The sequence below is a fragment of the Streptomyces sp. AK010 genome, from assembly GCF_014207295.1.
GTDB lineage: Bacteria > Actinomycetota > Actinomycetes > Streptomycetales > Streptomycetaceae > Streptomyces > Streptomyces massasporeus.
The window spans coordinates 179,485-203,869 of sequence record NZ_JACHCX010000011.1; the positions used below are offsets into that span (position 1 = coordinate 179,485).

The 24,385-nt window shown below is 71.5% G+C and carries 22 protein-coding genes and 1 pseudogene; 19 read left to right on the forward strand and 4 right to left on the reverse strand.

Going from position 1 to position 24,385, the window contains the following annotated elements:
• Positions 1-27 precede the first annotated feature (27 nt).
• The 5 genes and pseudogenes from HDC93_RS22095 to HDC93_RS22115 all read left to right on the forward strand — a co-directional run bounded on the left by HDC93_RS22095 (position 28) and on the right by HDC93_RS22115 (position 4,476).
• Positions 28-1,065 (forward strand): sugar kinase, encoded by a 1,038-nt coding sequence (locus HDC93_RS22095; protein ID WP_185012593.1) that lies wholly within the window; start codon positions 28-30, stop codon positions 1,063-1,065.
• Positions 1,062-1,823, forward strand: a complete 762-nt coding sequence (locus HDC93_RS22100; protein WP_185012594.1) for an IclR family transcriptional regulator — start codon at positions 1,062-1,064, stop codon at positions 1,821-1,823. The genes HDC93_RS22095 and HDC93_RS22100 overlap by 4 nt, the downstream gene beginning before the upstream one ends.
• Complete coding sequence (locus HDC93_RS22105) at positions 1,820-2,230, forward strand: RidA family protein (RefSeq protein ID WP_185012595.1); 411 nt, start codon at positions 1,820-1,822, stop codon at positions 2,228-2,230. Before HDC93_RS22100 ends, HDC93_RS22105 begins: the two co-directional genes overlap by 4 nt.
• A 107-nt stretch (positions 2,231-2,337) precedes the next feature.
• A pseudogene (locus HDC93_RS22110) lies at positions 2,338-3,856 on the forward strand (GntP family permease).
• 65 nt (positions 3,857-3,921) lie between these two features.
• Positions 3,922-4,476 (forward strand): hypothetical protein, encoded by a 555-nt coding sequence (locus HDC93_RS22115; RefSeq protein WP_185012596.1) that lies wholly within the window; start codon positions 3,922-3,924, stop codon positions 4,474-4,476.
• Here the strand turns inward: HDC93_RS22115 and HDC93_RS22120 are convergent.
• Positions 4,473-5,825 (reverse strand): M14 family metallopeptidase, encoded by a 1,353-nt coding sequence (locus tag HDC93_RS22120; protein ID WP_185012597.1) that lies wholly within the window; start codon positions 5,823-5,825, stop codon positions 4,473-4,475. The genes HDC93_RS22115 and HDC93_RS22120 overlap by 4 nt on opposite strands.
• A 274-nt stretch (positions 5,826-6,099) precedes the next feature.
• Between HDC93_RS22120 and HDC93_RS22125 the strand changes: the two genes are divergently transcribed.
• The 4 genes from HDC93_RS22125 to HDC93_RS22140 all read left to right on the forward strand — a co-directional run bounded on the left by HDC93_RS22125 (position 6,100) and on the right by HDC93_RS22140 (position 11,777).
• The gene (locus HDC93_RS22125) at positions 6,100-8,811 is read left to right on the forward strand and encodes a LuxR C-terminal-related transcriptional regulator (protein ID WP_185012598.1); all 2,712 of its coding nucleotides are present in this window, start codon (positions 6,100-6,102) and stop codon (positions 8,809-8,811) included.
• Between the two features lie 84 nt (positions 8,812-8,895).
• Positions 8,896-9,795, forward strand: coding sequence for an MEDS domain-containing protein (locus HDC93_RS22130; RefSeq protein WP_185012599.1), 900 nt, complete (start codon positions 8,896-8,898; stop codon positions 9,793-9,795).
• An 80-nt stretch (positions 9,796-9,875) separates the two neighbouring features.
• Complete coding sequence (locus tag HDC93_RS22135) at positions 9,876-10,358, forward strand: ATP-binding protein (protein ID WP_260419698.1); 483 nt, start codon at positions 9,876-9,878, stop codon at positions 10,356-10,358.
• Between the two features lie 102 nt (positions 10,359-10,460).
• A complete protein-coding gene (locus tag HDC93_RS22140) occupies positions 10,461-11,777 on the forward strand; it encodes an Nramp family divalent metal transporter (protein ID WP_185012600.1) in 1,317 nt (438 codons plus the stop codon).
• Positions 11,778-11,823: 46 nt separating this feature from the next.
• Here HDC93_RS22140 and HDC93_RS22145 read toward each other — a convergent pair whose 3' ends face one another.
• The 3 genes from HDC93_RS22145 to HDC93_RS22155 form a co-directional block, all read right to left on the reverse strand.
• Positions 11,824-12,312: a hypothetical protein gene (locus HDC93_RS22145; protein WP_185012601.1), complete on the reverse strand. Its 489-nt coding sequence runs from the start codon at positions 12,310-12,312 to the stop codon at positions 11,824-11,826.
• Between the two features lie 202 nt (positions 12,313-12,514).
• Entirely contained in the window at positions 12,515-14,203 is a 1,689-nt protein-coding gene (locus HDC93_RS22150; RefSeq protein WP_185012602.1) for a chitinase, read from the reverse strand.
• Positions 14,204-14,234: 31 nt separating this feature from the next.
• Positions 14,235-14,414, reverse strand: a complete 180-nt coding sequence (locus HDC93_RS22155; RefSeq protein WP_260419699.1) for a hypothetical protein — start codon at positions 14,412-14,414, stop codon at positions 14,235-14,237.
• Positions 14,415-14,775: 361 nt separating this feature from the next.
• On the opposite strand from HDC93_RS22155, the gene HDC93_RS22160 reads away from it, so the two are divergent.
• The 10 genes from HDC93_RS22160 (at position 14,776) to HDC93_RS22210 (ending at position 24,357) form a co-directional block, all read left to right on the forward strand.
• Positions 14,776-15,609, forward strand: coding sequence for a hypothetical protein (locus HDC93_RS22160; RefSeq protein ID WP_221517018.1), 834 nt, complete (start codon positions 14,776-14,778; stop codon positions 15,607-15,609).
• A 70-nt stretch (positions 15,610-15,679) separates the two neighbouring features.
• On the forward strand, positions 15,680-16,387 hold the full coding sequence (cpaB, locus tag HDC93_RS22165) for a Flp pilus assembly protein CpaB (RefSeq protein WP_185012604.1): 708 nt from the start codon (positions 15,680-15,682) through the stop codon (positions 16,385-16,387).
• Between the two features lie 9 nt (positions 16,388-16,396).
• Complete coding sequence (locus HDC93_RS22170; RefSeq protein WP_185012605.1) at positions 16,397-17,629, forward strand: AAA family ATPase; 1,233 nt, start codon at positions 16,397-16,399, stop codon at positions 17,627-17,629.
• A 62-nt stretch (positions 17,630-17,691) separates the two neighbouring features.
• Positions 17,692-18,024, forward strand: coding sequence for a pilus assembly protein (locus HDC93_RS22175; protein ID WP_221517019.1), 333 nt, complete (start codon positions 17,692-17,694; stop codon positions 18,022-18,024).
• Positions 18,024-18,383 carry a TadE/TadG family type IV pilus assembly protein gene (locus tag HDC93_RS22180; protein WP_185012607.1) on the forward strand — a complete coding sequence of 120 codons (360 nt, stop codon included), beginning with the start codon at positions 18,024-18,026 and terminating at the stop codon, positions 18,381-18,383. The genes HDC93_RS22175 and HDC93_RS22180 overlap by 1 nt, the downstream gene beginning before the upstream one ends.
• Positions 18,384-18,408: 25 nt before the next feature.
• Positions 18,409-19,746, forward strand: a complete 1,338-nt coding sequence (locus HDC93_RS22185) for a CpaF family protein (RefSeq protein WP_031106653.1) — start codon at positions 18,409-18,411, stop codon at positions 19,744-19,746.
• 9 nt (positions 19,747-19,755) lie between these two features.
• The gene (locus tag HDC93_RS22190; protein ID WP_185012608.1) at positions 19,756-20,700 is read left to right on the forward strand and encodes a type II secretion system F family protein; all 945 of its coding nucleotides are present in this window, start codon (positions 19,756-19,758) and stop codon (positions 20,698-20,700) included.
• A gap of 16 nt (positions 20,701-20,716) precedes the next feature.
• Positions 20,717-21,604, forward strand: a complete 888-nt coding sequence (locus HDC93_RS22195) for a DUF5936 domain-containing protein (protein WP_185012609.1) — start codon at positions 20,717-20,719, stop codon at positions 21,602-21,604.
• A gap of 15 nt (positions 21,605-21,619) precedes the next feature.
• Positions 21,620-23,362 carry a sensor histidine kinase gene (locus HDC93_RS22205; protein WP_260419700.1) on the forward strand — a complete coding sequence of 581 codons (1,743 nt, stop codon included), beginning with the start codon at positions 21,620-21,622 and terminating at the stop codon, positions 23,360-23,362.
• 26 nt (positions 23,363-23,388) lie between these two features.
• Complete coding sequence (locus HDC93_RS22210) at positions 23,389-24,357, forward strand: response regulator transcription factor (protein ID WP_185012610.1); 969 nt, start codon at positions 23,389-23,391, stop codon at positions 24,355-24,357.
• The last annotated feature ends 28 nt before the right edge of the window (positions 24,358-24,385 follow it).

The following is a 24,385-nucleotide window of genomic DNA, read 5'->3' on the forward strand; positions in this document are numbered from 1 at the left end:
ACGCCTCGACGAGGAGCTACGAGCATCGTGACCCCCACCGGACCCTGCAACGCCCCCGACGTCGTGGACGTCGTCGCGCTCGGCGAGTCCATGGTCACGTTCCTGCCGTCCCGCCCGGGGCGCCTCGCCGACGTGCCGTCCTTCGCGCGGGGCATCGGCGGCGCGGAGTCGAACGTGGCGTGCGTGCTGGCGGCCGCCGGGCACTTGGTGCGCTGGGTCAGCAGGGTGGGGGACGACGCGTTCGGCGATCACCTCGTGGAGACGATCGGCGGGTACGGAGTCGACGTGGCCCACGTCCGGCGCGACCCCGGCCGCCCCACCGGCATCTACTTCCGCACCGCCGGGGACCGGGCCGGCGACGCCCACGAGGTGGCCTACTACCGGACGGGTTCCGCGGCCTCCGCGATGAGCGTGACGGATCCCGACCCGGCGGCGGTGCGCGCCGGGCGCGTGCTGCACCTCTCCGGGATCACCGCCGCGCTGTCCGGCACCTGCCTCGACCTGATGCGCGACCTGACCGCCCGCCGCCCCGGCCGCCCCCTGGTCTCCTTCGACGTCAACCACCGGCCGGGTCTGTGGCGCGACACGGACGCCGCCGCGACGGTGCTGCGCGACCTCGCCCGGGGCGCGGACCTCGTCTTCGTCGGGCAGGACGAGGCATGGGGGCTGCACAGCGCCGAAGCCGTCCGCGCCGCCCTCCCCGAACCCGAGGTGCTGGTCGTCAAGCAGGGCGCCGCCGGAGCCACCGTCTTCGAGCGGCGGGGCGTCACCTTCGTCCCCGCGCCCCGGGTCGACGTCGTCGCCGAGGTCGGCGCGGGCGACGCCTTCGCCGCCGGGTTCCTCTCCGCGACCCTGCGCGCACTGCCCGTACGGGACCGGCTGCGGCACGGGCATCTGATGGCCGCCGCCGCGCTCACCGTGCCCGGCGACCTCGCCACACCGCCCGCGCGGCAGCACGCCGACCGGCTCGCCGCCCTGGACGACGCGGCATGGGGGAGACTGCGACTCGGCCCGGGCTGGACCGAGGGGACACAGCGGGCCGCCGAGGAGGTACGAACACCATGAGCCAGACCGTCGACCGCGCGCTCAGCATCCTGCCGCTGCTCGCCGAGGGCCCCGCCGACCTGGGGCAGGTCGCCGACCGCCTCGGCGTGCACAAGTCCACGGCCCTGCGGCTGCTGCGCACCCTCCACGAGCACGGACTCGTCTACCGCCAGTCCGACCAGCGCTACCGCCTCGGCGCCCGCCTCTTCGCCCTCGCCCAGGAGGCGATGGAGAACCTCGACGTCCGCGAGATCGCCCATCCCCACCTGGTCCGCCTCAACGAGAGCTGCGGGCACACCGTGCACCTCGCCGTGTACGAGGAGAACGAGGTCCTCTACATCGACAAGGTCGAGAGCCGCTACCCGGTGCGGATGTACTCCCGGATCGGCAAGCCCGTCGCCATCACCGTCGCCGCGGTCGCGAAGCTGCTGCTCGCCGACCTGCCCGAGCACGAGCGGCGCGGGATCGCGGAGAAGCTCGACTACCCCACGTACACGTCCCGTTCGACACCCGACGCCGGCGCTTTCCTGCGGGAGCTGGAGAAGGTGCGCGAACAGGGCTGGGCCACCGACCTCGGCGGCCACGAGGAGTCCATCAACTGCGTCGCGGCGCCCATCCGCGGCGCCGACGGCCGGGTCGTCGCCGCGATGTCGGTCTCCGCGCCGAACGTCGTCGTCACCGCCGACGAACTCCTCACCCTCCTGCCGCTGGTGCGCCGTACGGCGGACGCCATCAGCGGGGAGTACTCCGGCAGAACACCAGTGAAGGGCACCGTATGACGGACAAGACCGCACTCACCCCCGAGACCCACACCACCCCGCCGGCGAAGTTCTCGCACGGTGTGAAGAAGGGCAACATCCTCCAGGTCGCCGGCCAGGTCGGCTTCCTGCCCGCCGAGGAGGGCAAGGCGCCCACACCCGCCGGGCCGACCCTGCGCGAGCAGACCCTCCAGACCCTGGCCAACGTCAAGGCCATCCTGGAGGAGGGCGGCGCCTCCTGGGACGACGTGATGATGATCCGCGTCTACCTGACGGACGTTGCCCATTTCCCCGAGTTCAACGCGATCTACGACGCGTACTTCGAGGAGCAGGGCCTCACCCAGCCGCCCGCCGCGCGCACGACCGTCTACGTCGGGCTCCCCGCGGGTCTCCTCATCGAGATCGACGCATTGGCCGTCCTCGGCTGATCCACCCACCCCCCCACCCCCGCCTTACCGAGGCGCGGCGCCACGATGCGCCGCGCCGCGCTCCCCCCTACCCCGAAACCGCATGCCTTTACGCAGAGGACCCCCGAATGTCCCATCCGCTCGCCGCGTCCGCCGCTGCCGAGACCCCACCCCACACGGGAGGACTGCTCCTCCTCGTCGACGGCACGGCCGGACTCCTGCTCACCGCCGCGCTCGGCATCGTGCTGCTGCTGTTCCTCATCATCAGGACGAGACTCCAGCCGTTCGTCGCCCTGCTCGCGGTCTCCATAGCCGTCGGCCTCGCCGCCGGCCTGTCGGTCACCGAACTCTTCGGCACGGTGCAGAAGTCGGACGCCGTCTCCACCATCGAGTCCGGCATGGGCGGCATCCTCGGCCATGTCGCGATCATCATCGGCCTGGGCACCATGCTCGGCGCGATCCTCGAAGTCAGCGGCGGCGCCGCGGTATTGGCGAGGCGTCTGCTCGGACTGTTCGGCGAGAAGCGCGCCCCGCTCGCCATGGGCCTCACGGGCCTGATCTTCGGCATCCCGGTCTTCTTCGACGTCGGCATCTTCGTCCTGGCCCCGATCGTCTACGCCGCCGCCAAGCGCTCCGGAAAATCGATCCTGCTCTACTGCCTGCCCCTGCTCGCGGGCCTGTCCGTGACGCACGCCTTCCTGCCGCCGCATCCCGGCCCGGTCGCCGCCGCCGGCCTCCTCAACGTGGACCTCGGCTGGGTCATCCTCATGGGCGTCGTCTGCGGTCTGCCCGCCGTGGTGGCCGCCTGGGGCTACGCGGCGTGGGTCGGGCGCCGCATCTTCGTCCCCGTGCCGCAGGACATGGTCGAGGCGGCCGAGGAGGCCAAGCAGGCCGTCGTCGACGAGCAGCGGGCCGCCGGGGTCGCACCCAGCGAGCAGCCCGTCTCCCTCGGCACGGTGCTCGGCATCATCGGCACCCCGATGGTCCTCATCCTCGCCGCGACCTTCTCCTCGATCGCCCTGGACCCTGCCCCAAGCTCTCCGACAAGCTCCGAGCAGGGGGGGACCCCCATCCCTCCGCTCGGTGATCGAGTTCTTCGGCAGCCCGTTCGTGGCGCTGACCATCGCCCTGTTCCTCGCGTACTACCTGCTCGGCATCCGCCGCGGGTGGTCCCGCAAGTCCCTGGAGACGGTGTCCACGGCGTCCCTCAAGCCGGTCGGCAACATCCTGCTGGTGGTCGGCGCGGGCGGTGTCTTCGGCGCCGTCCTCAAGGCCAGCGGCGTCGCCCAGGCCCTCTCGGACACCTTCAACGACGTGGGCCTGCCGGTGCTCGTCCTGTCCTACCTGATCTCCGTGGTCCTGCGCGTGGCCCAGGGCTCGGCGACGGTGGCGATCGTGACGACGGCGGGCATCGTGGCCCCGGTGCTGTCCGAGGGCGACCACTCCCAGGCCTTCGTCGCCCTGGTCATCATGGCCATCTCGGCCGGCTCCATCTTCGCCTCGCACGTCAACGACGGGGGCTTCTGGATGGTGGCCAAGTACTTCGGCATCAGCGAGCGGGACACCCTCAAGACCTGGACGGTGCTGGAGAGTGTGCTGTCCGTGGCGGGGTTCGCGGTGGCGGCGGTACTGAGCCTGTTCGTGTAGGCGTCTGATAACGAAGTCGGGGTCGACTGTGTGCCGCACAGGTTTCTCGACCATACTGCTCCCCTGTGGAGCAGCGCATAGGTTCGAGCAGCCAGCCCCTGGAAGGCGCCGGATTCGACCCGGCCTTCATCCCCGGGCTCACGTCACCCGCGTCCGGACGGACGGAGGAGGACAGGCCGGAGAAGGAGCCTGAGGTCGCGGACACCGAGGAGGCCGACACGGCCGCCGCCGAGCCGGAAGAGGCGGCGGAGGCGGCGGAGGTGCCCCCCTCCGAGCAGGAGGAGGACACCGAGACCGACGGCCCCGTCTTCGAGGCGTCCGACCGCCGCGCCAGGATGGTCGCCGACCACAGAGGCATACGCCTGTCCCTGGACGACCAGGACTGCGAGTTCCGCTGGGACGAGATCGGCGCGGTGGAGACGGAGACGGCCCGCTTCGGCAAGCGGTACACCGTCACCGTCCACACCCCCGACCGGCGCTGGTACCCGATCGAGATCGAGGCGCCGGCCAGGAGCCACTTCAAGGAGTGGGACGAGCAACTGGACGCGGTCCTGGACGCCTACTTCGAGACAGAGACCGAGACCGAGGTGAAAGCAGAGGCAGAGGCGGACGCGGACTAACCGCAGTACTGGCTCTCCTTGCCGATCGACCGGTACATACAGTCCGCGTTCTCCAGCAGTTGCAGCACCGCATCGCGGTTACGGGAGGTCTCCCGCTCGATCACCTCGTCGGGCGGGTAGAACCCCCCGCCCCCGGAGCGCGGATACATCTCGAAGGTGTACGCGAAGATCTTGTGCGTGCCCCAGAGGTAGTCGTCGATCGACCCGTCGGTGATGTACAGGTCGCTGGACTGCTCCGCCGTGTACCCGTTGCTCGCGGCCATCTTCTGTCCGACCGCCTTGAACGCGGCGTTGTCGTCCGCGGTCATCCCGGTCGTCGTGTCGGAGTACGTGTAGCCGAACGGCCACAGCACCAGCTCGCTGTAGGTGTGGAAATCGACCCCCGCCTTGATCTGCTGCGTGCCGCCGACGACCCGGCTGCGCACGAAGTCGGAGACGACCTTCACCTCGGGTGCGGACTCGGGGGATGTCCCGCGGTACGTCTCGGAGGACGTCGAGCCCGAGGAACCTCCGCAGCAGCCCCAGCGGTAGTTCCAGTTGCGGTTCAGGTCCGTACCGACGTACGACGAACCGGAGTTGGGCTGCCGGTTCTTGCGCCAGGAGCGGTAGGAGCCGGTGGCGATGTCGTACTCGCCGCCGTCCGGGTTGATGTCCGGGACGATCCAGATCTCGCGGTTGTTCACCATGCCGGTGACGCGCGAGTCCGAGCCGTAGTCGGAGGTCAGCTCGCGCAGCAGGTAGAGCGCCATCTCGACGGTCAGGTGCTCGCGGGCGTGCTGGTGGTGGGTGAACAGCACCTCCGGCTCTGATTCGTCGGTGCCCACGTTGTCGCTGATCTTGATGGCGACGATGTTCCGGCCCTGGTACGACTTGCCGATCACGCGCTGGCTGGCGATGGACGGGTTGGCCGCGACGATCGAGTTGATCTCGCTCGTCATCTCCGCGTAGTTGTGGTACTTCGAGTCGCCCGAGGGGAAGTCGAAGAGCCGGAGTTCGTCCTCACCGGCGGAGCGGTCGGGGACCGCGCCGAGCCGGGTGACCTCGTAGCCCAGCGTGCGCAGCTTCTTGATCTGGTCCGCGCGGCCGGAGACCACGACCCCGTGGCCGTGGACCTCGTCCACGGTCACGCCCGTGCGCTGAAGTGCCGTGCGGTCCCTGGCCGTCGAGTGCAGATGGACCTCGTACTGCCGGACGTCGTCGGCCGAGGCGGCCGCTTTGCGGGCGCTGTCGGCGGTGGCGTCGTTCGTCGTCGCGGACAGGGGCGCCGCGAGGGTGAGAGCGAGGAGGCCGGCGAGGGCGGCGGTGCGTCTGCCGGTGCGGGCACCGGAGCCTCGTATGCGAAGTCGCATGAAATCTCCTTGTCGGAGGTGGGGTTGTTCCGTGCGACGTACGTGGTGCGGGTGGCGCATATCGTTCTGCCAATGGCATGAGCAGGTCAAGACTGAAAGTAGCCGCGCAGTGTACGCGCGCGGCGCCGCGGTCGAGGGGTCCCACCGGAAGTACACCCACAGGGGTGGCTCCGGCGTGCATATATGTACGCGACGGGAGAGGGTGAGGTCCGTGCAAGGGGAGCCGGAGTGTCCGGATCCCCGGACCCCCACCCCTTCAGAGGACTGGCTGATCATGGGCGGATCAGCGCCACGACGGGACCACCATCTGCCGGCCGAGACGACCAGCTTCGTCGACCGGCGTGGCGAACTGACCCAGGGCCGCGAACTGCTGGCCCGCGCACGGCTGGTGACGCTGACCGGACCGGGCGGCGTCGGCAAGACCCGGCTCGCCGCACGCATCGCGGCCCGTGTGCGGCGGGCCTTCCCGGACGGCGTGCGCTTCGTGGACCTGTCCGGACTGCACGACCCGGCCCTCGTGCCGCTCGCCGCCGCCGACGCGCTGGGCCTCCACGACCGCTCCGCCCAGCCGGCTCTGGACGCCCTCGTCGAACAGGTACGGGACCGGCGGCTGCTCCTCGTCGTCGACAACTGCGAGCACCTGGCGGCGGCCTGCGCCCGGCTCGCCGCGGCCCTGCTGCACGGCACCGAGGGCGTCCGGATCCTCGCCACCAGCCGGCACCGGCTCGGCCTCACCGAGGAGCACCTGCTGGAGGTGCGGCCGCTGTCGGTGCCCGACCCGGACGCCGACCTGTCCGCCGCCGACGGCTACCCGGCCCTCACCCTCTTCGCCGACCGGGCCGCCGCCGTCGTCCCCGGCTTCCGCCTCACCCCCGCCAACCGCGCCTCCGTCGCCCGCCTGTGCCACCGCCTGGACGGTCTGCCCCTGGCCATCGAACTCGCCGCCGTCCGCATGCGCGTCCTCGACGTCGACCAGCTCCTCGACCGCCTCGACGACCGCTACCGCTTCCTCACCACCGGCAGCCCCGCGGCCCTGCCCCGCCACCAGACCCTGCGGGCGGCGGTCGCCTGGAGCCATGACCTGTGCACACTCCCCGAACAGACGGTGTGGGCCCGGCTGTCGGTCCTGGCGGGCAGCTTCGACCTGGAGACGGCGGAGGCGGTGTGCGCGGACACGACGCAGGAGTCCGCCGCCCGGCCACCGGACGACGGGGACCGCCCCGTCAGGCTCCCCCGCGCGGCGACCTTGCCCGCGTTGCCGGGCCGGCCGTCGGAGGGGTTCGGAGCGGGTGTCGGGCCAACGGATGGGTCCGGCGTGGGCGTCCGTGCGGGGGAGGGCCCCGGCGCAGACGCCCGTGCCGGGGGCGGCCTCGGTGCGAGCGGCGGACCCCCCGACGGCCCCGGCACAGGCGCGCGGCCGGCGGACGGCTCCCGTGCATCGGTCCAGGCCACCGGCGGCCCCGGTGCGTGCGTCCAGGCCACCGGCGGCCCCGGCGCGCGCGTCCACCCCCTGGCGGAGCCCGCCAGGGCCACCGTCACCCTGCTCCCACCCTCGGGCCTGCGCACCGACGACGTCCTGGAAGCCGTCGCCGGGCTCGTGGACAAGTCGGTGTTGTGCAGGGAGCCCGGGCCAGGCGATGTGCGGTACCGGCTGCTCGACACCCTGCGGCAGTACGGGCTGGAGCAGTTGAGGCGGGTCGCGGGGGAGGAGGAGGCCGCCCGGCGGCGGCAGCGCGACTGGATGCTGCGGCGGGCCGAGGAGTGCGAGCGCGGCTGGTTCGGACCCGGGCAGCCGGAGACCGTCGCTCGGTTGCGCGCCGACCGGGACAACCTGCGGGCCGCCCTCGACTTCAGTCTCTCGGCGCCCGGCGAGACCCTCGCGGGACTGCGTCTCGCCGGCACGCTCTGGTTCTACTGGCACGCCTGCGGCGCCTCCCGGGAGGGCCTGTACTGGCTCGACCGGGTCTTGGCCGCCGCCCCCGAACCGACCCGGGAACGGGCCCGCGGCCTGTGGGTCGCCGGGCTGCTGGCGGCCGCCACCCGGGACTTCCCCCGAGGCCGCCGCCACGCCACCGAGGCCCTCGCCCTCGCCCGTGCCCTCGGTGACGCCGCCGAGGCCGCGCACGCCGAGTACGTCATCGGCGTCATCCGGCTGTTCGGCGACGACCTGCCCGGAGCGCTGCGGCACTTCGAGACCACCGTCGCCCGCGGCCCCGTACCCGGCCAGCACCTCAGCCTCGTCGGCCTCGACCAGGTCGAACTCGCCTGTGCGCTGGGCTTCCTGGGCGAGGCCGAGCGGGCCGTCGAGGTCTGCGAGCGGGCCCTCGGGCTGTGCGAGCGGCACGGCGAGCAATGGGTCAGGTCCTATGTGCTGCGCATACTCGCCCTCGCGCACTCCGTGCGCCGCGACTGGCCCCGGGCCGAACGCCACGGCCGCGAGGCCCTGCGGCTGAAACTCGCCGTCCACGACGTCATCGGCATCGCCCTCACCCTCGACCTGCTCGCGTCGTTCGCCGCAGAACGCGGCGATCACGAGCACGCCGCCGTGCTGCTGGGCGGCGCCGACCGCGTCTGGGCCGACATCGACACCGGCCGCTGGGGCTCCGACACCCTCAACTCCGTACGCCGGGGCAGCGAGGAGCGGGTGGCCCCGGCCCTCGGCCGCGACGCGTTCGAGCGGGCCCACCGGCGGGGCCACGCGCTCGGTCTCGCGGAACTCGTCGGCCACGCCCTCCAGGAACCCGGCCACCCCCACCCCACGGAGGCCACCGCCGCCCCGCCGCCGCACGACGACACCACGGTCCGTCTGACCCCCCGCGAGACCGAGGTCGCCCGGCTCGTCGCCGAAGGGCTCGCCAACCAGCAGATCGCGGACCGACTGGTGATCGCCCGCCGCACCGCCGAAGGCCATGTGGAACGCATCCTCAGCAAGCTCGGCTTCAGCAACCGCAGCCAGATCGCCGCCTGGATGACGGCACAGCGCTGACCCGCCCGCACGCCCCCACCCGCACTCACGCCCACGTCCACACCCACACCCACACCCACACCCACACCCACCCGAGGGGATCACGTGACCACCGGAGAACCCAGTGCGTTCGACCACCGCATGGCCGTCTTCGACTCCGACGACGGCTTCGTGACCGCAGCCCTGCCCTTCCTCGGCGAAGGCCTCGGCGCCTCCGGCGAGCCGCCGCCGGTGGCCATCGCCGCCCCGCACAACCTGGACCTCCTGCGCGACGCCCTCGGCCCCGACGCCAAGGACGTCACCTGCATCCCGCACACCGACTGGTACACCGGTTCCGCCGCCAACGCCATCGCCCAGGCCGCCGCGTACCTCACCGCGCACGCCGGCCCCGGCGGCCGGCTCCACCTCGTCATGGAGCCGGTGTGGGGCGGGCGCGCCGGCCGCTCGGCCCGCGAGACCACCGAGTGGATCCGCTACGAGGCCCTGGCCAACCTCCTCTTCGCGCCCATGGCCACGACCGCCCTGTGCGCGTACGACACCCGCACCGCAGGGCCCGCCGTCGTCGCCGCGGCCCGCCGCACCCACCCCGACACGGAGGTATACGAGGACCCGCTGCGGCTCGCCGCCGAACTCGACGCCGTGCCCCTGCCGTTGCCTCCCGCCGGTGCGCTGTCCCTCGCGGAGCCGCACGCCGCGACCGTGCAGAGCTGGGCGGTGGGGCGGGGACTGGCCGCCGCGGACGCCGAGTTGTTCGCCGCCGCCGTGACGGAGACCGCGGCGGCCCTCGCGCCCCTCGACGGGGAACTCCTGCTGTGGGGCGAGGCACCCGCCTGCGTCGCCGAACTGCGCCCGGTACGCCGGCTCGACGATCCCCTCGCCGGTTTCGTCCCGCCGGCCGACGGCCCGGATCCGGGCCCGGGGCTGTGGTACGCGCGTCAGGTCTGCGCGTACGTGGACATCCGCGACGACGCCGGGGGAACGACGGTCCGTCTTCAGTACGCATAGCCCCCTACCTGCACAAGCAGGTAGGGGATCGGGTAGTCCTCCCCCTGTGCCGGACCACCCCCGGGGATCACCCTGGACCCATGCTGCAACTCTCCGGGCGGCACCTCCCGGACCCCGACGCCCGCTACGGCCCGTTCCCGCAACCACCCCTGGGAGCGGGCCATCTGAGGGTCGAGTACGCACCCCGGCCCTCCGCCGTCCGAGAGGCACGCGCGGAGGTCCGCAGGCAGTTGGAGGGATGGGGGCTCGGCGAGGACGGTGAGGTCGCGGACGTGGCCGAACTGCTCGTCGGCGAACTGGCCACCAACGCCCTGGTGCACGCCGGGAGCCGCTTCCGTCTCACCCTCTTCGCCGCGCACGGCCTCCTGCGCTGCGAGGTCGCCGACGCCGAACGCCGCGTGCCGCGGGTGCTGGACGCGGGCACCGGGGAGAGCGGCCGTGGAATGTTCCTTGTCAACGCGCTCGCCCAGCGCTGGGGCTGCCACCGGGACGGGCCGGGCAAGACCGTGTGGTTCGAGCTCGGCACGTGCGGATCGAACGGCTGCGGTCGGCGACAGCCGTGACGCTCCGCCGGGCCTGACCGGGCGGGGTGTCCTACGGGCATCGCGTGAAGATCCGGTCAGGCCCTCTTGTCCTGCGGGCGCCTTTGGGCTTTCTTGACCTTCATGGCGGACACCACGGGAAACACCACGGAGAACGAGGCCACCCAACCCCCACAGCTCCGGAGAGCCAGTTGGAAACACATCGGTCCGGGCATCGTCGTCGCGGCGACCGGTGTCGGCGCCGGTGACCTGGTCGCCACGCTGATCGCGGGCAGCAACTTCGGCTACACCCTCCTGTGGGCCGCGATCATCGGCTGCCTGGTGAAGATCTCCCTGGCCGAGGCGGCGGGCCGCTGGCACCTGTCCACGGGCCGCACCCTGTTCGACGGCTGGGCGAGCCTCGGCCGCTGGACCACCTGGTTCTTCGCGGTGTACGTCGTCGTCTGGGGCTTCGTCTACGGCGCCGCCGCCATGTCGTCGAGCGCGCTGCCGTTGCAGGCCCTGTTCCCGGACGTGATGGACCTCAAGTGGTGGGGCATCGCCTGCGGTCTGGTCGGTCTAATCTTCGTTTGGTTCAACAAGTACGCGGTGTTCGAGAAGGTCATGACGATTCTGGTGGGCGTCATGTTCGTGGTGACGGTGTACCTGGCGATCCGGGTCACGCCGAACCTCGCCGACGCCTTCGCCGGACTCCTGCCGGTGCTGCCGGACGAGAGGGACTCGATCCTCAACACGCTGGGCCTGATCGGCGGTGTCGGCGGCACGATCACCCTCGCCGCGTACGGCTACTGGGTCAACGCCAAGGGCTGGACCGACACGAGCTGGATGAAGGTCATGCGGCTGGACAACCGCGTCGCCTACGCCACGACCGGCATCTTCGTCATCGCCATGCTCTTCGTCGGCGCGGAACTGCTGCACTCGGCGAACATCGCCATCGCGAGCGGCGACAAGGGCCTGATCCAGCTGGGCGACATCCTGGAGAAGGAGTACGGATCGGCCACGGCGAAGTTCTTCCTGATCGGCTTCTTCGCCACGTCCTTCACCTCGCTGATCGGCGTCTGGCACGGCGTGAGCCTGATGTTCGCCGACTTCGTGGCCCGCCTGTCGGGCACGGGCCAGGCCAAGGGCGAGGAGGTCGCCTCCGGAACCCGCGAACACTCCTGGCCGTTCCGCGCCTACCTGCTCTGGCTGACCTTCCCGCCGATGATCCTGCTCTTCGAGGGCCAGCCCTTCCGCCTGATCATCATCTATGGCGTCCTCGGCGCGGCCTTCCTGCCCTTCCTGGCCGCCACCCTCATCTGGCTCCTCAACTCCTCCCGCACGCCCCGGGAGTGGCGCAGCGGCCCGCTGAGCAACGCCATGCTCGCCATCGCCGGCCTGCTGTTCCTGATCCTGTGCGTGAAGCAGATCTGGGACCAGCCGTGGGGCGAGTTCTTCTGAGGCGGAAGAATGGCCGCATGACCCAGTAGCGGCCACCCGGCCCGGGCTACGGCCCGCCCCCACCGCAGTACGCGCCGGCGTCCCCGCCGCAGTACGTGGGGGCGCCCCTGCCGCAGTACGTGCCGGCGTCCCCGCCGCAGTACGCGCCGGCGTCCCTGCCGCAGTACGTGTCGGCGTCCCCGCCGCAGTACGTGGGGGCGCCCCTGCCGCAGTACGTGCCGGCGTCCCCGCCGCAGTACGTGGGGGCGTCCCTGCCGCAGTACGTGTCGGCGTCCCCGCCGCAGTACGCGCCGGCGTCCCTGCCGCAGTACGTGTCGGCGTCCCTGCCGCAGTACGTGTCGGCGTCCCTGCCGCAGTACGTGCCGGCGCCCGCCCCGCAGGCACCCGCGCCGTCTCCGTATGCGCTCGCACAGCCGTACGTCCAGGCTCCGCCGCCGCAGCAGCCGGCGGCAGGCCCGGACTTCCTGGCCGTCGACAAGCGCAACGCGGTCGTCGTCGACGCGTCCGGCGTGGCCTTCGAGACCTCCGGCCTCACGGTCGAGTTCCGCCGGCCGCAGATCCGCAGCGTCCACTACCGGGCGAGCCCGGACGGCAAGGCGCTGAAGGTCGCCGTGGTCCACATGGACGGCAGGTTCTACGAGTGCGCGGTGGAGGCCAGGCCCAGGACGCGGCTCCAGGAGTGGTTCCCGCAACTGGCCTGGGTCCTCGGCCACTACCGCCCGATGGGACAGGGGCCGCTACGGCAGCCCGTGCACATGCGGCCCCACCGCGTTGGACCACGCGTTGCCGGCCGTCGCGTCCCAGTTGGTCGACCAGGTCATGGCGCCGCGCAGGCCGGGGTAGGTCCGGGGCGGCTTGAAGGACCCGCACCCCGTGCCCTTGGCCAGGCAGTCCAGGGCGTTGTTCACCACGGTCGGTGAGACGTAGCCGCTGCCCGCGCCCCGGGTGGAGGCGGGCAGGCCGAGCCCGACCTGGGACGGGGCCAGGCCGCCCTCCAGCTGGATGCAGGCCAGGGCCGTGAGGAAGTCCACCGAGCCCTGGCTGTAGACCTTGCCGTCGCAGCCCAGCATGGAACCGCTGTTGTAGTACTGCATGTTGACGACCGTGAGGATGTCCTTGATGTTCAGGGCCGTCTGGAAGTAGGAGTTCGACGTCGACTGCATGTCGATGGTCTGCGGCGCCATCGTGATGATCAGCGACGAGCCCGCCTTCGCCGAGAGCGCCCGCAGCGCCTGCGTCATATAGGTCGCGTTGAGGCCGTTCTCCAGGTCGATGTCGACGCCGTCGAAGCCGTACGTCTGCATCACGGAGTACACGCTGTTCGCGAAGTTCGTCGCCGAGGCCGCGTCGTTCACCGCCACCGTGCCGCGTTCGCCGCCGACCGAGACGATGACCTTTTTCCCGGCCGCCTGCTTGGCCCGGATGTCGGCCTTGAACTGGTCGACGGTGTAGCCGCCGAGACCGGCCGAGTCGAGGTTGAAGGTCACGGCGCCCGGCGTCGAGGTCGCGTCCGCGAAGGCGACGGCGATGATGTCGTACTGCGCCTGGACGTCGGCGAGCTTCTGGACCGTCGCGCCGTTGTCGAAGTTCTGCCAGTAGCCGGTCACCGCGTGCTTGGGCAGCGCCGGGCCGGGGCCGCTCGGCTTGTTCGTGGTGCCCGTCACCGCCGCCGACTTCGGTGACTCACCGGCCCCGTTCGTCGCCGTGACCTGGAAGGAGTACGACGTCGAGGCCGCGAGCCCGGTCACGGTCGCCGAGGTGCCGGAGACCGCGGTCACCTTCGTGCCGTCGCGGTAGACGGTGTAACCCGTCGCCCCGGAGACGGCGTTCCAGGCCAGCGACACCGACGAGGACGTCGTGCCGGAGACGTTCAGGCCGCCCGGCGCGGACGGGATCGTCGGGCCCGGGTCCGTGCCCCCGCCGCCGTCGGGGCCGAACACCGACACGTCGTCCGCGTAGTACGCCGACTGCCCGTACCAGCCGTGCGTGTACACCGTCACCGAGGTCGTCGAGGAGCCCGTGGTGAAGGTGGTCGACAGCTGTTTCCAGGACGAGGAGTCGGGCGTCCAGGTGGACACGTCCGTCGTGCCCGTGCCGGTCACGCCGAGGTAGGTGTACCCGCCCCGGACCCAGGCGCCCAGCGTGTACGTCGAGTTGGGCTTCACCCGCACCGACTGGGCGCACCGGGCGTTGTCCTGCCCCGACGGGGTCGCCTGGAGCGCGGCCGCGCCGGTGCGCACCGGGGAGGAGACCGTCGTACCGCTGCCCGCCGAGCAGGTCCAGTCGCTCAGGCCCGACTCGAAGCCGGCGTTCCTGGCGTTGTTGACGTCGGCGGCGCTGGCCTGGCCGACGGTTGTGACAGTGAGGGCCAGGGCAGCCGTGACGGCACCCGACCAGAAACGCAGGGATCGTCTGTGTGGGGACATGACAAGAAAATGGTCCAGACCAAAGCGGCTGTCAAGAGGTCCAGACCAACCTGTCGAGCAGCAGTCCCACCGCGCATCCCTCCAGCAGCGCCATGGCCGACATCCAGAACGCCGCGCCCGCCAGGTCCAGCACGCTCGGCCGCAGGGCCGGCAGTAGCACCTGCGCCGCCGCCGGAACCGCGCACGCCGCGATCAGGTGGCGCACCGGCATGTGGGTTTTCGGACGGCGAGCGCAGGTTCGCGCCATCGCGTCAGGCGTGGGCCTCAGGGTCCAGACGAAGGCCCACCGTCACCACTGGGCCCGATGGGCCCACCAACCCGGGACCGCCCGGGCCCGCCGAGTCGACCGGCAAGATGCTCAACCTGCCCCGTTTTGACGCATCTTGTGCAACGACAGTTGCTCCTCAGCTACACAAACGCTGTTCTCCGGTCACAGAGCCGTGGATACAGTGCTGAGGTAGTCACGCAGTGAAGTCGACACGGTGCGCCGGAGTGACACCCGGCGTTCCGACGGGCATGGGGAAGACGGGGAGCTGCGCGTGCCAACTGCCATTGCCGTGACCAGTGCCGACATGGCGCTGCCGCCACAGGACGAACGCACCCTGCCCGCCGTCGTGCTGCGGGACGTCGAACGACGCCCCCTGGAGCAGGTGCTGGCCGAGATGCAGGCCCTGGTCGAACACCACGGGCATGTGATCGTGGTCTGCTCACAGGCCGCGCCCACCGCGGTGCAGCGACGGCTGCACACCCTGCGCTCCCTCATGGAGAGCGACCGCATCGCCCTGTTCCGGCCGGACCTGCCACCCCTCGGGCTGGCCGTCCTGGCCCGGCAGTTACGGCAGCTCGCCTCCTGCGACATCAGCCCCGGCGTGCTCGCCTCCGCCGGACGGCTGCTCGTCCACTACATCCACGCCGGCGCGCTGCTGGGCTCCGTCGCCCGCCTCGACCGCGTCCCCGTCGGCCTGAGGTCGCACGCCAAGTCCTGGGTGCCCGGCAGCCAGTTCGGCGTCCTGGCGCACCCCGAGCCGCAGCTCGTCAGAATCACCCCCGAAGCCGCCCTCCCCGGCCCCGAGTTCGGCACCTGGATGCTGGTCGCCAAGGGCCAGCTCCAGTCCGACTGGGTCACGGGCACCCTCGCCCCCTCCTGGAAGGTGCAGGGGCTGCGCGAGACCCCGCTCCCGGCCGAATCGCCCGGCTGGTGGGGCACCGGCAAGCTCGTCGAGTTCTGCAGCTACCTGCCCGACCTGTCCGTCCTCTACCAGCTGGTCACCTCCGTCCGGCGCAGCCAGTGCCACTGGTGCGGCATCGACGTCATCGGCGACCGCTGCGTGTTCTGTTCGGCCACGCCACCCGTCCACGACAGCCCGCCCCGCAAGCAGCTCGAGAACCGAACGGCCGTCGGCTGAGGCCTGACACCGCTCGTCAGCACTGTTCCGATCCCGCTCGACCGATATCCCCAACGAGGTTGCACGGTTCATGAACTCCCGTCAGCGCCGCGGCGTGATCCTCCTGCTCCTGTCGATCGTCTGCGCCCTCGGCGCGTTCACCGGCGTGCTCTCCGTCATCAGCGACGTGAAGTCGAAGGTCGGCCCCGAGGTCACCGCCTACCGGCTGAAATCCGACGTGCCGCCCTACACGACCCTCAGCACGGGCCAGTTCGAGAAGATCAAGATGCCCGAACGGTGGCTGTCCGACAACGCGGTCACCGATCTGCGGGAGATACAGGGCAAGATCGCCGTGACCACGCTGGAAGCGGGCTCCCTGCTCCAGTCGGACATGATCGTCCGCCGGCCGGCCCTCCAGCCGGGCCAGCAGGAGGTCGCCATCATGATCGACGCGGCGACCGGCGTGGCCGGCAAGATCACCCCCGGTGCCTCGGTCAACGTCTACGCCACCTTCGAGGGCGCACGCGAGGGCGACCCCGACCAGTCGAAGATCATCGTCACCAACGCCAAGGTCCTCGACGTCGGCCGGCTGACCGCCCTCAGGCCCGACGAGGGCAACCGCACCCAGCAGCCCACCGACGCCGTCCCGATCACGTTCGCACTGTCCGCCCTCGACGCGCAGCGCATCACCTACGCCGAGTCGTTCGCCAAGCGGGTCCGGCTCGCCCTCGTCGCGCCCGGCAGCGACACCACCGTCCCCGAGCGGGACCGGACGTACGAACTCGCGAAGGACAAGTGAGAGGCTGCCATGCCCACGAGGATCCTCCCGGCAGTCGGTGACACGGACGCGGTCCGGTCGATCACGACACTGCTCAGCCAGCTCCCGGACGCCGAGCCCGTCGCCCCGGTCGTCGACTCCACCCAGCTCATCGACACCCTCGCGCGCCTCGCCGCCGAGTCCGTCGACGAACTGCCCGAGGTCGTGGTGGTGCACGAGCGGATCGGACCGGTCCCCGCCCTGGAGCTGATCCGCGAAGTGGCCCTGCGCTTCCCGGCCGTCGGCGTCATCCTCGTCACCTCCGACGCGAGCCCCGGCCTCTTCCAGGCCGCCATGGACTACGGCGCCCGCGGCCTGGTCGCCCTGCCCCTCAGCTACGAGGAACTCGCCAGCCGCGTCCAGGCGGTCGCCCAGTGGTCCGTCGGAGTGCGACGCCACCTGGGCGCCGGCGGCGACGTGTTCACCGGCGTCGGCGGCACCGTCGTCACGGTCAGCGGCGCCAAGGGCGGCGCCGGGACCACCCTGACCGCCATCCAGCTGGCCCTGGCCGCCCAGGCCTCCGGCCGCAGCACCGCCCTGGTCGACATGGACCTCCAGACCGGCGACATCGCCTCCTACCTGGACGTCCAGTTCCGCCGCTCCCTCGTCGACCTGGCCGCCATCACCGACATCTCCCCACGCGTCCTGGCCGACGCGGTCTTCCGCCACGACACCGGCCTCGCCCTGCTGCTCGCCCCCGCCGAAGGGGAACGCGGCGAGGACGTCACCGACCGCGCCGCCCGCCAGATCGTCAGCGCCCTGCGCTCCCGCTACGAGGTCGTCGTCATCGACTGCGGCGCCCAGCTCGGCGGCGCCGGGGCAGCGGCCGTGGAGATGGCCGACCGGGCCCTGCTGGTCACCACCCCCGACGTGGTCGCCGTACGGGGCGCCAAACGGGCCGTGCGGATGTGGGACCGGCTCCAGATCCGCAAGGCCGAGGAGACGACGGTCGTCGTCAACCGGCACTCGCGCGGTACGGAGATCCAGCCGCCCCTCATCCAGAAGATCACCGGCACGGCGGTCGCCGCCACCGTCGTCCCCGCCAACTTCAAGGAACTGCAGAGCGTCGTCGACGCGGGCCGGATCCACGAACTGGAGAGCAAGAGCTCGGTGAAGCAGGCCCTGTGGGGCCTGGCGGGGGAGCTGGGTCTGGTCAAGGCCGCGGACGGTGCGCAGAAGGGGGGTCGGGGGGCGGTGAGCTTCCGGCGGAGGAGGGAGGGGTGAGGGTGCTCTCGAAGAAGCGGTGGGAGCGGGACAGGGGTCAGGTGACCATCGAGTTCCTCGGGATGACGCCGACGATCATCGTGACGCTGATCGCGTTGTGGCAGGCCGTCCTCGTCGGCTACACCTACATCCTCGCGGGCAATGCCGCGGACGAGGCGGTACGACAGGCGACGGCGGCGGAGCCGGGGGCGCGGCCGGGGGTGTGCGAGGCGGCCGGGCTGAAGCATCTGTCGGATGCGTGGCGATCCGGGGCGAGTGTGACCTGCGAGGGTTCGGGCTCCGGCTACGTGACGGCCGACGCGCGCCTCCAGGTCCCGGTCCTCTTCCCCGGCACGCTGACCTTCGGGTTCACGGTCCACGGCCACGCCGGGGCGGTCGAGGAGGCGAAACCGTGATGAACGGGATCCGCAAGGGCCGCGACCGAGGCCAGGTCGCCATCGAGTACATCGGCTTCCTTCCGATCCTGCTGATCGTCGCCCTGGGGGCCGTGCAGCTCGGCCTCATCGCCTACACGGCCCAGCAGGCCGGCACGGCGGCCAGGACGGGGGCGCGCAGCGCGTCGCTGGAGGGGCCGTACGAGGCGGACTGCCGGGCGGCGGTCAGCAGTTGGCTGGCCGATGGGACCAGTTGCCGGCCGTCGTTCGGCGGCGACGAGGTCACGGTCACCGCCGAGATCACCATCCCGTCGGTCTTCCCGGGCAAGGACGACTTCGGTAAGGCCCGCAAGACCGCGACGATGCCGCTCGACCACTGAGCAACGAGCTAGGAGCACCGCACTCATGAGCCTGCGAGCACGGATCAACACCCCCGAGGAGAACGGCAACCGGGGCGAGGACGGCCACATGGTCGCCTCCTACCGGGCCAAGCTCCTGGAGGAGATCGACCTCGCGGAGATGAGCTCGCTGGCCGCCGCCGAGCGCCGGGCACGGCTGGAGCGGGTGCTCGGGCACATCATCAGCCGCGAGGGCCCGGTCCTGTCGACGGTGGAGCGCGCGCAGCTGATCCGCAGGGTGGTCGACGAGGCGCTGGGCCTCGGCATCCTGGAGCCGCTGCTGGAGGACGCGTCCATCACCGAGATCATGGTCAACGGCCCGGACGCGATCTTCGTGGAGCGCGGGGGACGGGTCGAGCAGCTGCCGTTGCGCTTCGCGTCCAACGACCAGCTCATGCAGACGATCGAGCGGATCGTCTCGACGGTCAACCGCCGCGTCGACGAGTCGAACCCGATGGTGGACGCCCGCCTCCCCTCCGGAGAGCGCGTCAACGTCATCATCCCGCCGCTGTCCCTGACCGGCGCCACTCTCACCATCCGCCGCTTCCCGCGCTCCTTCACGCTCCAGGAGCTGATCGGACTCGGCTCGCTCGACGAGCACATGCTGTACCTGCTGGCGGGCCTGGTGCAGGCGAAGTTCAACGTCATCGTCTCGGGCGCGACGGGCACGGGGAAGACGACCCTGCTCAACGCGCTCTCCGGGCTCATCCCCGACGGCGAACGCATCATCACCATCGAGGACTCCGCCGAACTCCAGCTCCAGCAGGCCCACGTCATCCGCCTGGAGTCACGCCCGGCGAACGTCGAGGGCAAAGGCCAGATCAGCATCCGCGACCTCGTCCGCAACTCCCTGCGCATGCGCCCCGACCGGATCGTCGTCGGCGAGGTCCGTGGCGGCGAGTCCCTCGACATGCTCCAGGCGATGTCGACGGGCCACGACGGCTCGCTGGCCACCGTCCACGCCAACAGCGCCGAGGACGCGCTGATGCGGCTGCAGACCCTGGCCTCCATGTCGGACGTGGAGATCCCCTTCGTGGCGCTGCACGACCAGATCAACAGCGCGGTCGACGTCATCGTGCAGCTGACCCGGTTCGCGGACGGCGCCCGCCGCATCACCGAGATCGCGCTGATGGACAGCCACGGCAGTGACCCCTACCGGCTGGTCACGGTCGCCCGCTTCAACGCACAGCCGATGAGCTCCGACGGCCGTATCCACGGCGCCTTCGAGTACTACCCCCTCCCACGCCGTACCGCCGACCGCCTCTACATGGCGAACCAACCCCTCCCGCAGGCGTTCGGCATCGCCCGGTCCGCGGACCAGCTAGCCACCCGAGAAGCCAGGTAGGACCGACCGATGGAACTGCAATCGCTCATCACGCTCACCACCGGCGTCACGCTGCTGACCTGCGTCCTGGTGGTCGTCGGCCTGCACTCCTACGCCACCGGCAAGGCACAGCGGCAGGCCCTGGTCGACCGCCTGTCCGCCACCGGCCAGGTCCCCGCGGGCGGCCGGCGCCGCAACTTCCGCGGGATCGACCGCCGTCTGCGACGCACCAGGCTCGGCAAGAAGCTGGAGCTGCGGCTCGCGGCGACCGGCCTGGACATCACCCCGGGCGAGTTCTTCGTCTACATGCTCGCCACGGTCGCGAGCCTGTGGCTGATCGGCCAGGCCGCCCTGGCCCCGTTCTTCGGCCCGCTGGCCGGCCTGCTCGGCATCGGCGTGGCGGTCCAGTTCCTCAACTGGCAACGCCAGAAACGCATCGAGAAGTTCATCAACCAGCTCCCCGAGATGGCCCGGATCCTCGCCAACGCGACCCAGGCGGGACTGGCCCTGCGCACGGCGATCGGGATGGCGGCGGAGGAGATGGAGGCCCCGGCGGGCGAGGAGCTCGGCAAGGTCTCCGCCCAGCTGGCCGTCGGCGCCTCGATGGACGACGCGCTGGGCGAACTGGCCGACCGCCTCCCCTCCCGCGAACTGGTCGTCCTCGTCACCACCCTGGTCCTGTCGAACCGGGCCGGCGGCCAGGTCGTCAGCGCGCTGCGCAACCTGACCGAGACGCTCGAGGAACGCAAGGAGACCCGGCGCGAGGTCCGCACCCAGCTCTCCCAGGTCACCATGACGTCGTACGCCGTCCCGGTCCTGGGCGTCGGTTCCCTGTTCCTGATGAACGGGGTGAAGGACGGCGCCCTGGACCGTATGACCGGCTCCCCCTTCGGCCAGGGGGCGGTCATCATCGCCTTCGCTCTCTACGCCGTCGGGTTCGTCCTCATCCGCCGCCTGTCCCGCATCGACGTCTGAGAGCCAGGAGGCAACCATGGGACTGCTTCTCGCCCTGCTGATGGGCATCGGCGTCTGGGGCGCCTTCGCCGGCATCCGCATGTACCGCGCGGAGGCCAAACTGCCCGGCGACCTCGCACTGGCCCTGGAGGTCGGATCCACGCGCACCGGCGCGGTCGACTCGCTCATCGACCGCATGGGCATGCGCTACGCGCCCGCCGTACTGCGCCTGATGGGCCCGAAACAGGTGGCGAAGTACCGCCGCAAGATCGACCTCGCGGGCAACCCCGGCGGCCTGACGATCGACAGGTACGCCGCGCGCCGGGCGGTCTACGGCTGCCTGGGAGCCGTGGGCTTCCTGGTCTTCCTCATGCGGGGCCAACTGCTGGTCGCCCTGCTCCTGCTGGCCTTCGGCGCGTTCTGGACGGAGGTCGGCATCTGGTCGGCGATCCGCATCCGCAAGGACGTCATCGAACGGACCCTGCCGGACTTCCTCGACGTCCTCGCGGTCGTGGTGAGCGCGGGCCTCGGTTTCCGTCAGGCGCTGGACCGGGTCTCGTCCCGGTACGAGGGCCCCTGGGCGGACGAACTGCGCATCACGCTGCGCCAGATGGACCTCGGCATGAGCCGCCGCCAGGCCTTCGCGGAACTGCGCCGCCGCAACGACTCCGAGCAGGTGGCGATGTTCGTGACGGCGCTGCAGCAGGGCGAGGAACTGGGCGCGCCGATCGTCGACACGCTGGTCTCCCTCGCGAAGGACATGCGCCGCACGGACGCGCAGAACGCCCGCCGCAAGGCGGCCCGGGCGGTCCCCAAGGCCACGATGATGATCACGACCTTCATGGTCCCGGCCACCATGCTCCTGCTCGGCGCGGGCCTGATCCTCGGCTCGGGCACGGACTTCGGCTCGGTGACGGGGAAGTAGGGGAGGGGCGACGCCATGTCGATGACAGGGGAGCGGACGGGTCTGCTGGGACGGCGCCGCCGCCGGGCCGAGCAGAACCCGGAGATCACCACGCCCCCGGCGGGGACGGTGCTGCCCCCGCACGTCCGCACGGGCGCGCCGGACGTCCCGGTGACGTCCGTGACGCCCGCGCTGCCGCCCGGGTGGGAGGCGGCCGGGGGGTTCGTCGGCGGGGAGCCGACGCTGCGGATCAAGGGGGGCGGACGTCGGAACGGGGCGTTGCCCCGGGTGGCGGCGGTGGCCGCGCAAGCCCAGCGGGCGATGCCGACGGCACACGGTCCACAGCCCCGTCCGCAGGGCCATGCTCATGCTCACGATCGTTCCGCCGGCGGTGACGGCGGCGGGAGCGGCCCTGCCGAAACCCCGGCTCCTGCCGGAGGTCCGGCCGAGGCCCCGGCTCCTGCCGGAGGTTCGGCAGGTGCCCCGGCCCCCGCCGCAGGTTCGGCAGGTGCCCCGATCCCCGCCGCAGGCCCGGCCCGTGCCGGGAACCCGGCGATCGACATCCAGGTCAACGCCCTGCAAGCCATGTGCCGCCAGGTCTTCGGCTTCCGTCTGGCGATGATCGCCCTGGCCACCCCCACCGCCCTCGTCAACGCGAACGACGGCCTCCCCACCCGCCTCGTCGGCGCGGCCGTGGTCGTCACGTTCATGACCTCCTACGTCCTCTTCAGGGACTGGGAACGCTTCGGCCCCCTCCTCCTGCGCCACCCCTCCCTCCTCGCCGCGGACACCCTCTTCGGCGCCCTGCTCCTCATCGCCGCCGGACCCGACAGCACCCTCGCCTACGTCAGCGTCTGCACCCCCCTCCTGGCAGGCCTGGTCTACGGCTGGCGAGGCGCGGCGGTCTTCGCCTCCCTCCAGGCCCTCCTGCTGCTCCTCATCCACGCGGCACAGGAGAACCCGGCCCCCGGCATCACAGAGTCCGCCCTCCTGCCCGGCATCTGTGTCATCGCCGGAGCCGTCGGCTCCAGCCTCCGCAACCTCATGCTCCGCTTCGGCGCGGCCACGCAGGCCCTCACCACCGTCCAGGCCCGTCTCGCCGTGACGGAGGCGGTCAGTGCCGAGCGCGCCCGCCTGGCCCGCGAGATGCACGACTCCGTCGCCAAGACCCTGCACGGCGTGGCCCTGGCCGCCGACGGCCTCACCACCTCGACCGACGCCGACCGCATGGACCCGGCCCTGGTGAGACAGCAGGCGGCGCTCGTCGCCCGTTCCGCCCGCCGGGCGGCCGCCGAATCCCGCGAACTCCTGGCCGACCTGCGCCGCGAATCGGACCCGGACCAGGCCACGGACGTCCTGGTCGAACTGGCCGCCCGCACCCGCGACTTCAGCACCCGCACGGGCCTCCCGGCGGTCTACCGCCCCACCGGCGCCCACGCCGTGCCACCCGTCCCCCCGGCGGTGGCCCGCCAACTCCTCACCATCGCCTCGGAAGCCATGGAGAACGCCCACCGCCACGCCCGTCCCACTCGCGTCGACGTCAGCGCGGGCGTCCACGGCGACCTCCTCCGCATCAGCGTCTACGACGACGGCCGCGGCCTCCCACCGGGCACCACTCTCGAACAACTGCGCCGCGCGGGCCACTTCGGCCTGGTCGGCATGGTCGAACGCGCCGCCTCGGTCGGCGCCCGCATCCGCATAGGCCGCGGCGGCCACCCCCAGGGCACTGAGGTCCGCCTGGAACTCCCCCTGGCCGCCCTGACCACCCCCACCGCATGACCCCACGAACCGAGAGGAGGCCCCTGATGCCGGACCAGACACCCCACTCCACCGGCGCCCCGCAGCCGCCACCGCACCACAAGTTCACCGACCTCCCGCTCCCGCACCCGGCACCACCGGCCCGCCGCCTCCGGGTCGTGGTGGCGGACGACAACCCCGTGGTCCGCGCAGGCCTCACCGCGCTGCTCTCCGGCCGCCCGGACATCGAGGTCGTGGCGGAGGCCGCCGACGGCCGCCAGGCCTACGAGGCCGCCCACCAGCACCGCCCGGACGTCGTCCTCCTGGACGTCCGCATGCCCGGCGTGGACGGCATCTCGGCCCTCCCGTACCTGGTGCGGATCGCTCCGGTGATGATGCTGACCTACAGCAGGGAGTCGGAGATCGTCCACGAGGCCCTGCGCCGGGGGGCGGGCGGCTACCTCGTCCACGGCGAGTTCACGGCGGACCAGTTGGTCGACGCCGTATGGGACATCAAGGAGGGCCGGGCCCACTTCACCCCGACGGCGACGGGCGCCCTCCTGGCCCAACTCCGCCAGGACCGGACCCCGGCTCCACCCTTGCCGGAGGGCCTGGGCCGGCAATCGAGTGCGACTGCATACGGAACTTCTACTTCCGGACAGTCGTATATGCAACCTCAACAACCCGCTCCACCAGCGGATTTCGGCATCCATCCGGCCTCACCCTCGGTTGCTTATCCAGAAAACCTTTCGCAGATGCAACCGCATGTGGGACAGTCTTCGTCTGAGTGGAAGAGTGGCCGACCGGCCGCTCCCGACAGGTCGCGGTTCCAACTGAGCACGAGGGAGGCGGAGATCATGGACCTCATCGCGTCCGGCATGAACAACCAGCAGATCGCCGCCACGTGCTTCATCAGCGAGAAAACCGTCAAGAACCACATCAACCGCATCTTCGCCAAACTCCACAGCACCAGCCGCTCCGAGGCCGCCGCGAAGTGGATCGGCACGGCGCCGGACGCACACCGGGGACGGGGGTGACCTCCGGTGACGCGATGGGGGGACTGCC

Coding starts and splice junctions, on each gene's coding strand:
- HDC93_RS22100 (WP_185012594.1), top strand. CDS start 1,062: ATGAGCCAGACCGTCGACCGCGCGCTCAGCATCCTGCCGCTGCTCGCC.
- HDC93_RS22105 (WP_185012595.1), top strand. CDS start 1,820: ATGACGGACAAGACCGCACTCACCCCCGAGACCCACACCACCCCGCCG.
- HDC93_RS22120 (WP_185012597.1), bottom strand. CDS start 5,825: ATGCGACTTCGCATACGAGGCTCCGGTGCCCGCACCGGCAGACGCACC.
- HDC93_RS22125 (WP_185012598.1), top strand. CDS start 6,100: ATGGGCGGATCAGCGCCACGACGGGACCACCATCTGCCGGCCGAGACG.
- HDC93_RS22135 (WP_260419698.1), top strand. CDS start 9,876: ATGCTGCAACTCTCCGGGCGGCACCTCCCGGACCCCGACGCCCGCTAC.
- HDC93_RS22140 (WP_185012600.1), top strand. CDS start 10,461: ATGGCGGACACCACGGGAAACACCACGGAGAACGAGGCCACCCAACCC.
- HDC93_RS22150 (WP_185012602.1), bottom strand. CDS start 14,203: ATGTCCCCACACAGACGATCCCTGCGTTTCTGGTCGGGTGCCGTCACG.
- HDC93_RS22155 (WP_260419699.1), bottom strand. CDS start 14,414: ATGCCGGTGCGCCACCTGATCGCGGCGTGCGCGGTTCCGGCGGCGGCG.
- HDC93_RS22160 (WP_221517018.1), top strand. CDS start 14,776: ATGGCGCTGCCGCCACAGGACGAACGCACCCTGCCCGCCGTCGTGCTG.
- cpaB (WP_185012604.1), top strand. CDS start 15,680: ATGAACTCCCGTCAGCGCCGCGGCGTGATCCTCCTGCTCCTGTCGATC.
- HDC93_RS22170 (WP_185012605.1), top strand. CDS start 16,397: ATGCCCACGAGGATCCTCCCGGCAGTCGGTGACACGGACGCGGTCCGG.
- HDC93_RS22175 (WP_221517019.1), top strand. CDS start 17,692: ATGACGCCGACGATCATCGTGACGCTGATCGCGTTGTGGCAGGCCGTC.
- HDC93_RS22180 (WP_185012607.1), top strand. CDS start 18,024: ATGAACGGGATCCGCAAGGGCCGCGACCGAGGCCAGGTCGCCATCGAG.
- HDC93_RS22185 (WP_031106653.1), top strand. CDS start 18,409: ATGAGCCTGCGAGCACGGATCAACACCCCCGAGGAGAACGGCAACCGG.
- HDC93_RS22190 (WP_185012608.1), top strand. CDS start 19,756: ATGGAACTGCAATCGCTCATCACGCTCACCACCGGCGTCACGCTGCTG.
- HDC93_RS22195 (WP_185012609.1), top strand. CDS start 20,717: ATGGGACTGCTTCTCGCCCTGCTGATGGGCATCGGCGTCTGGGGCGCC.
- HDC93_RS22205 (WP_260419700.1), top strand. CDS start 21,620: ATGTCGATGACAGGGGAGCGGACGGGTCTGCTGGGACGGCGCCGCCGC.
- HDC93_RS22210 (WP_185012610.1), top strand. CDS start 23,389: ATGCCGGACCAGACACCCCACTCCACCGGCGCCCCGCAGCCGCCACCG.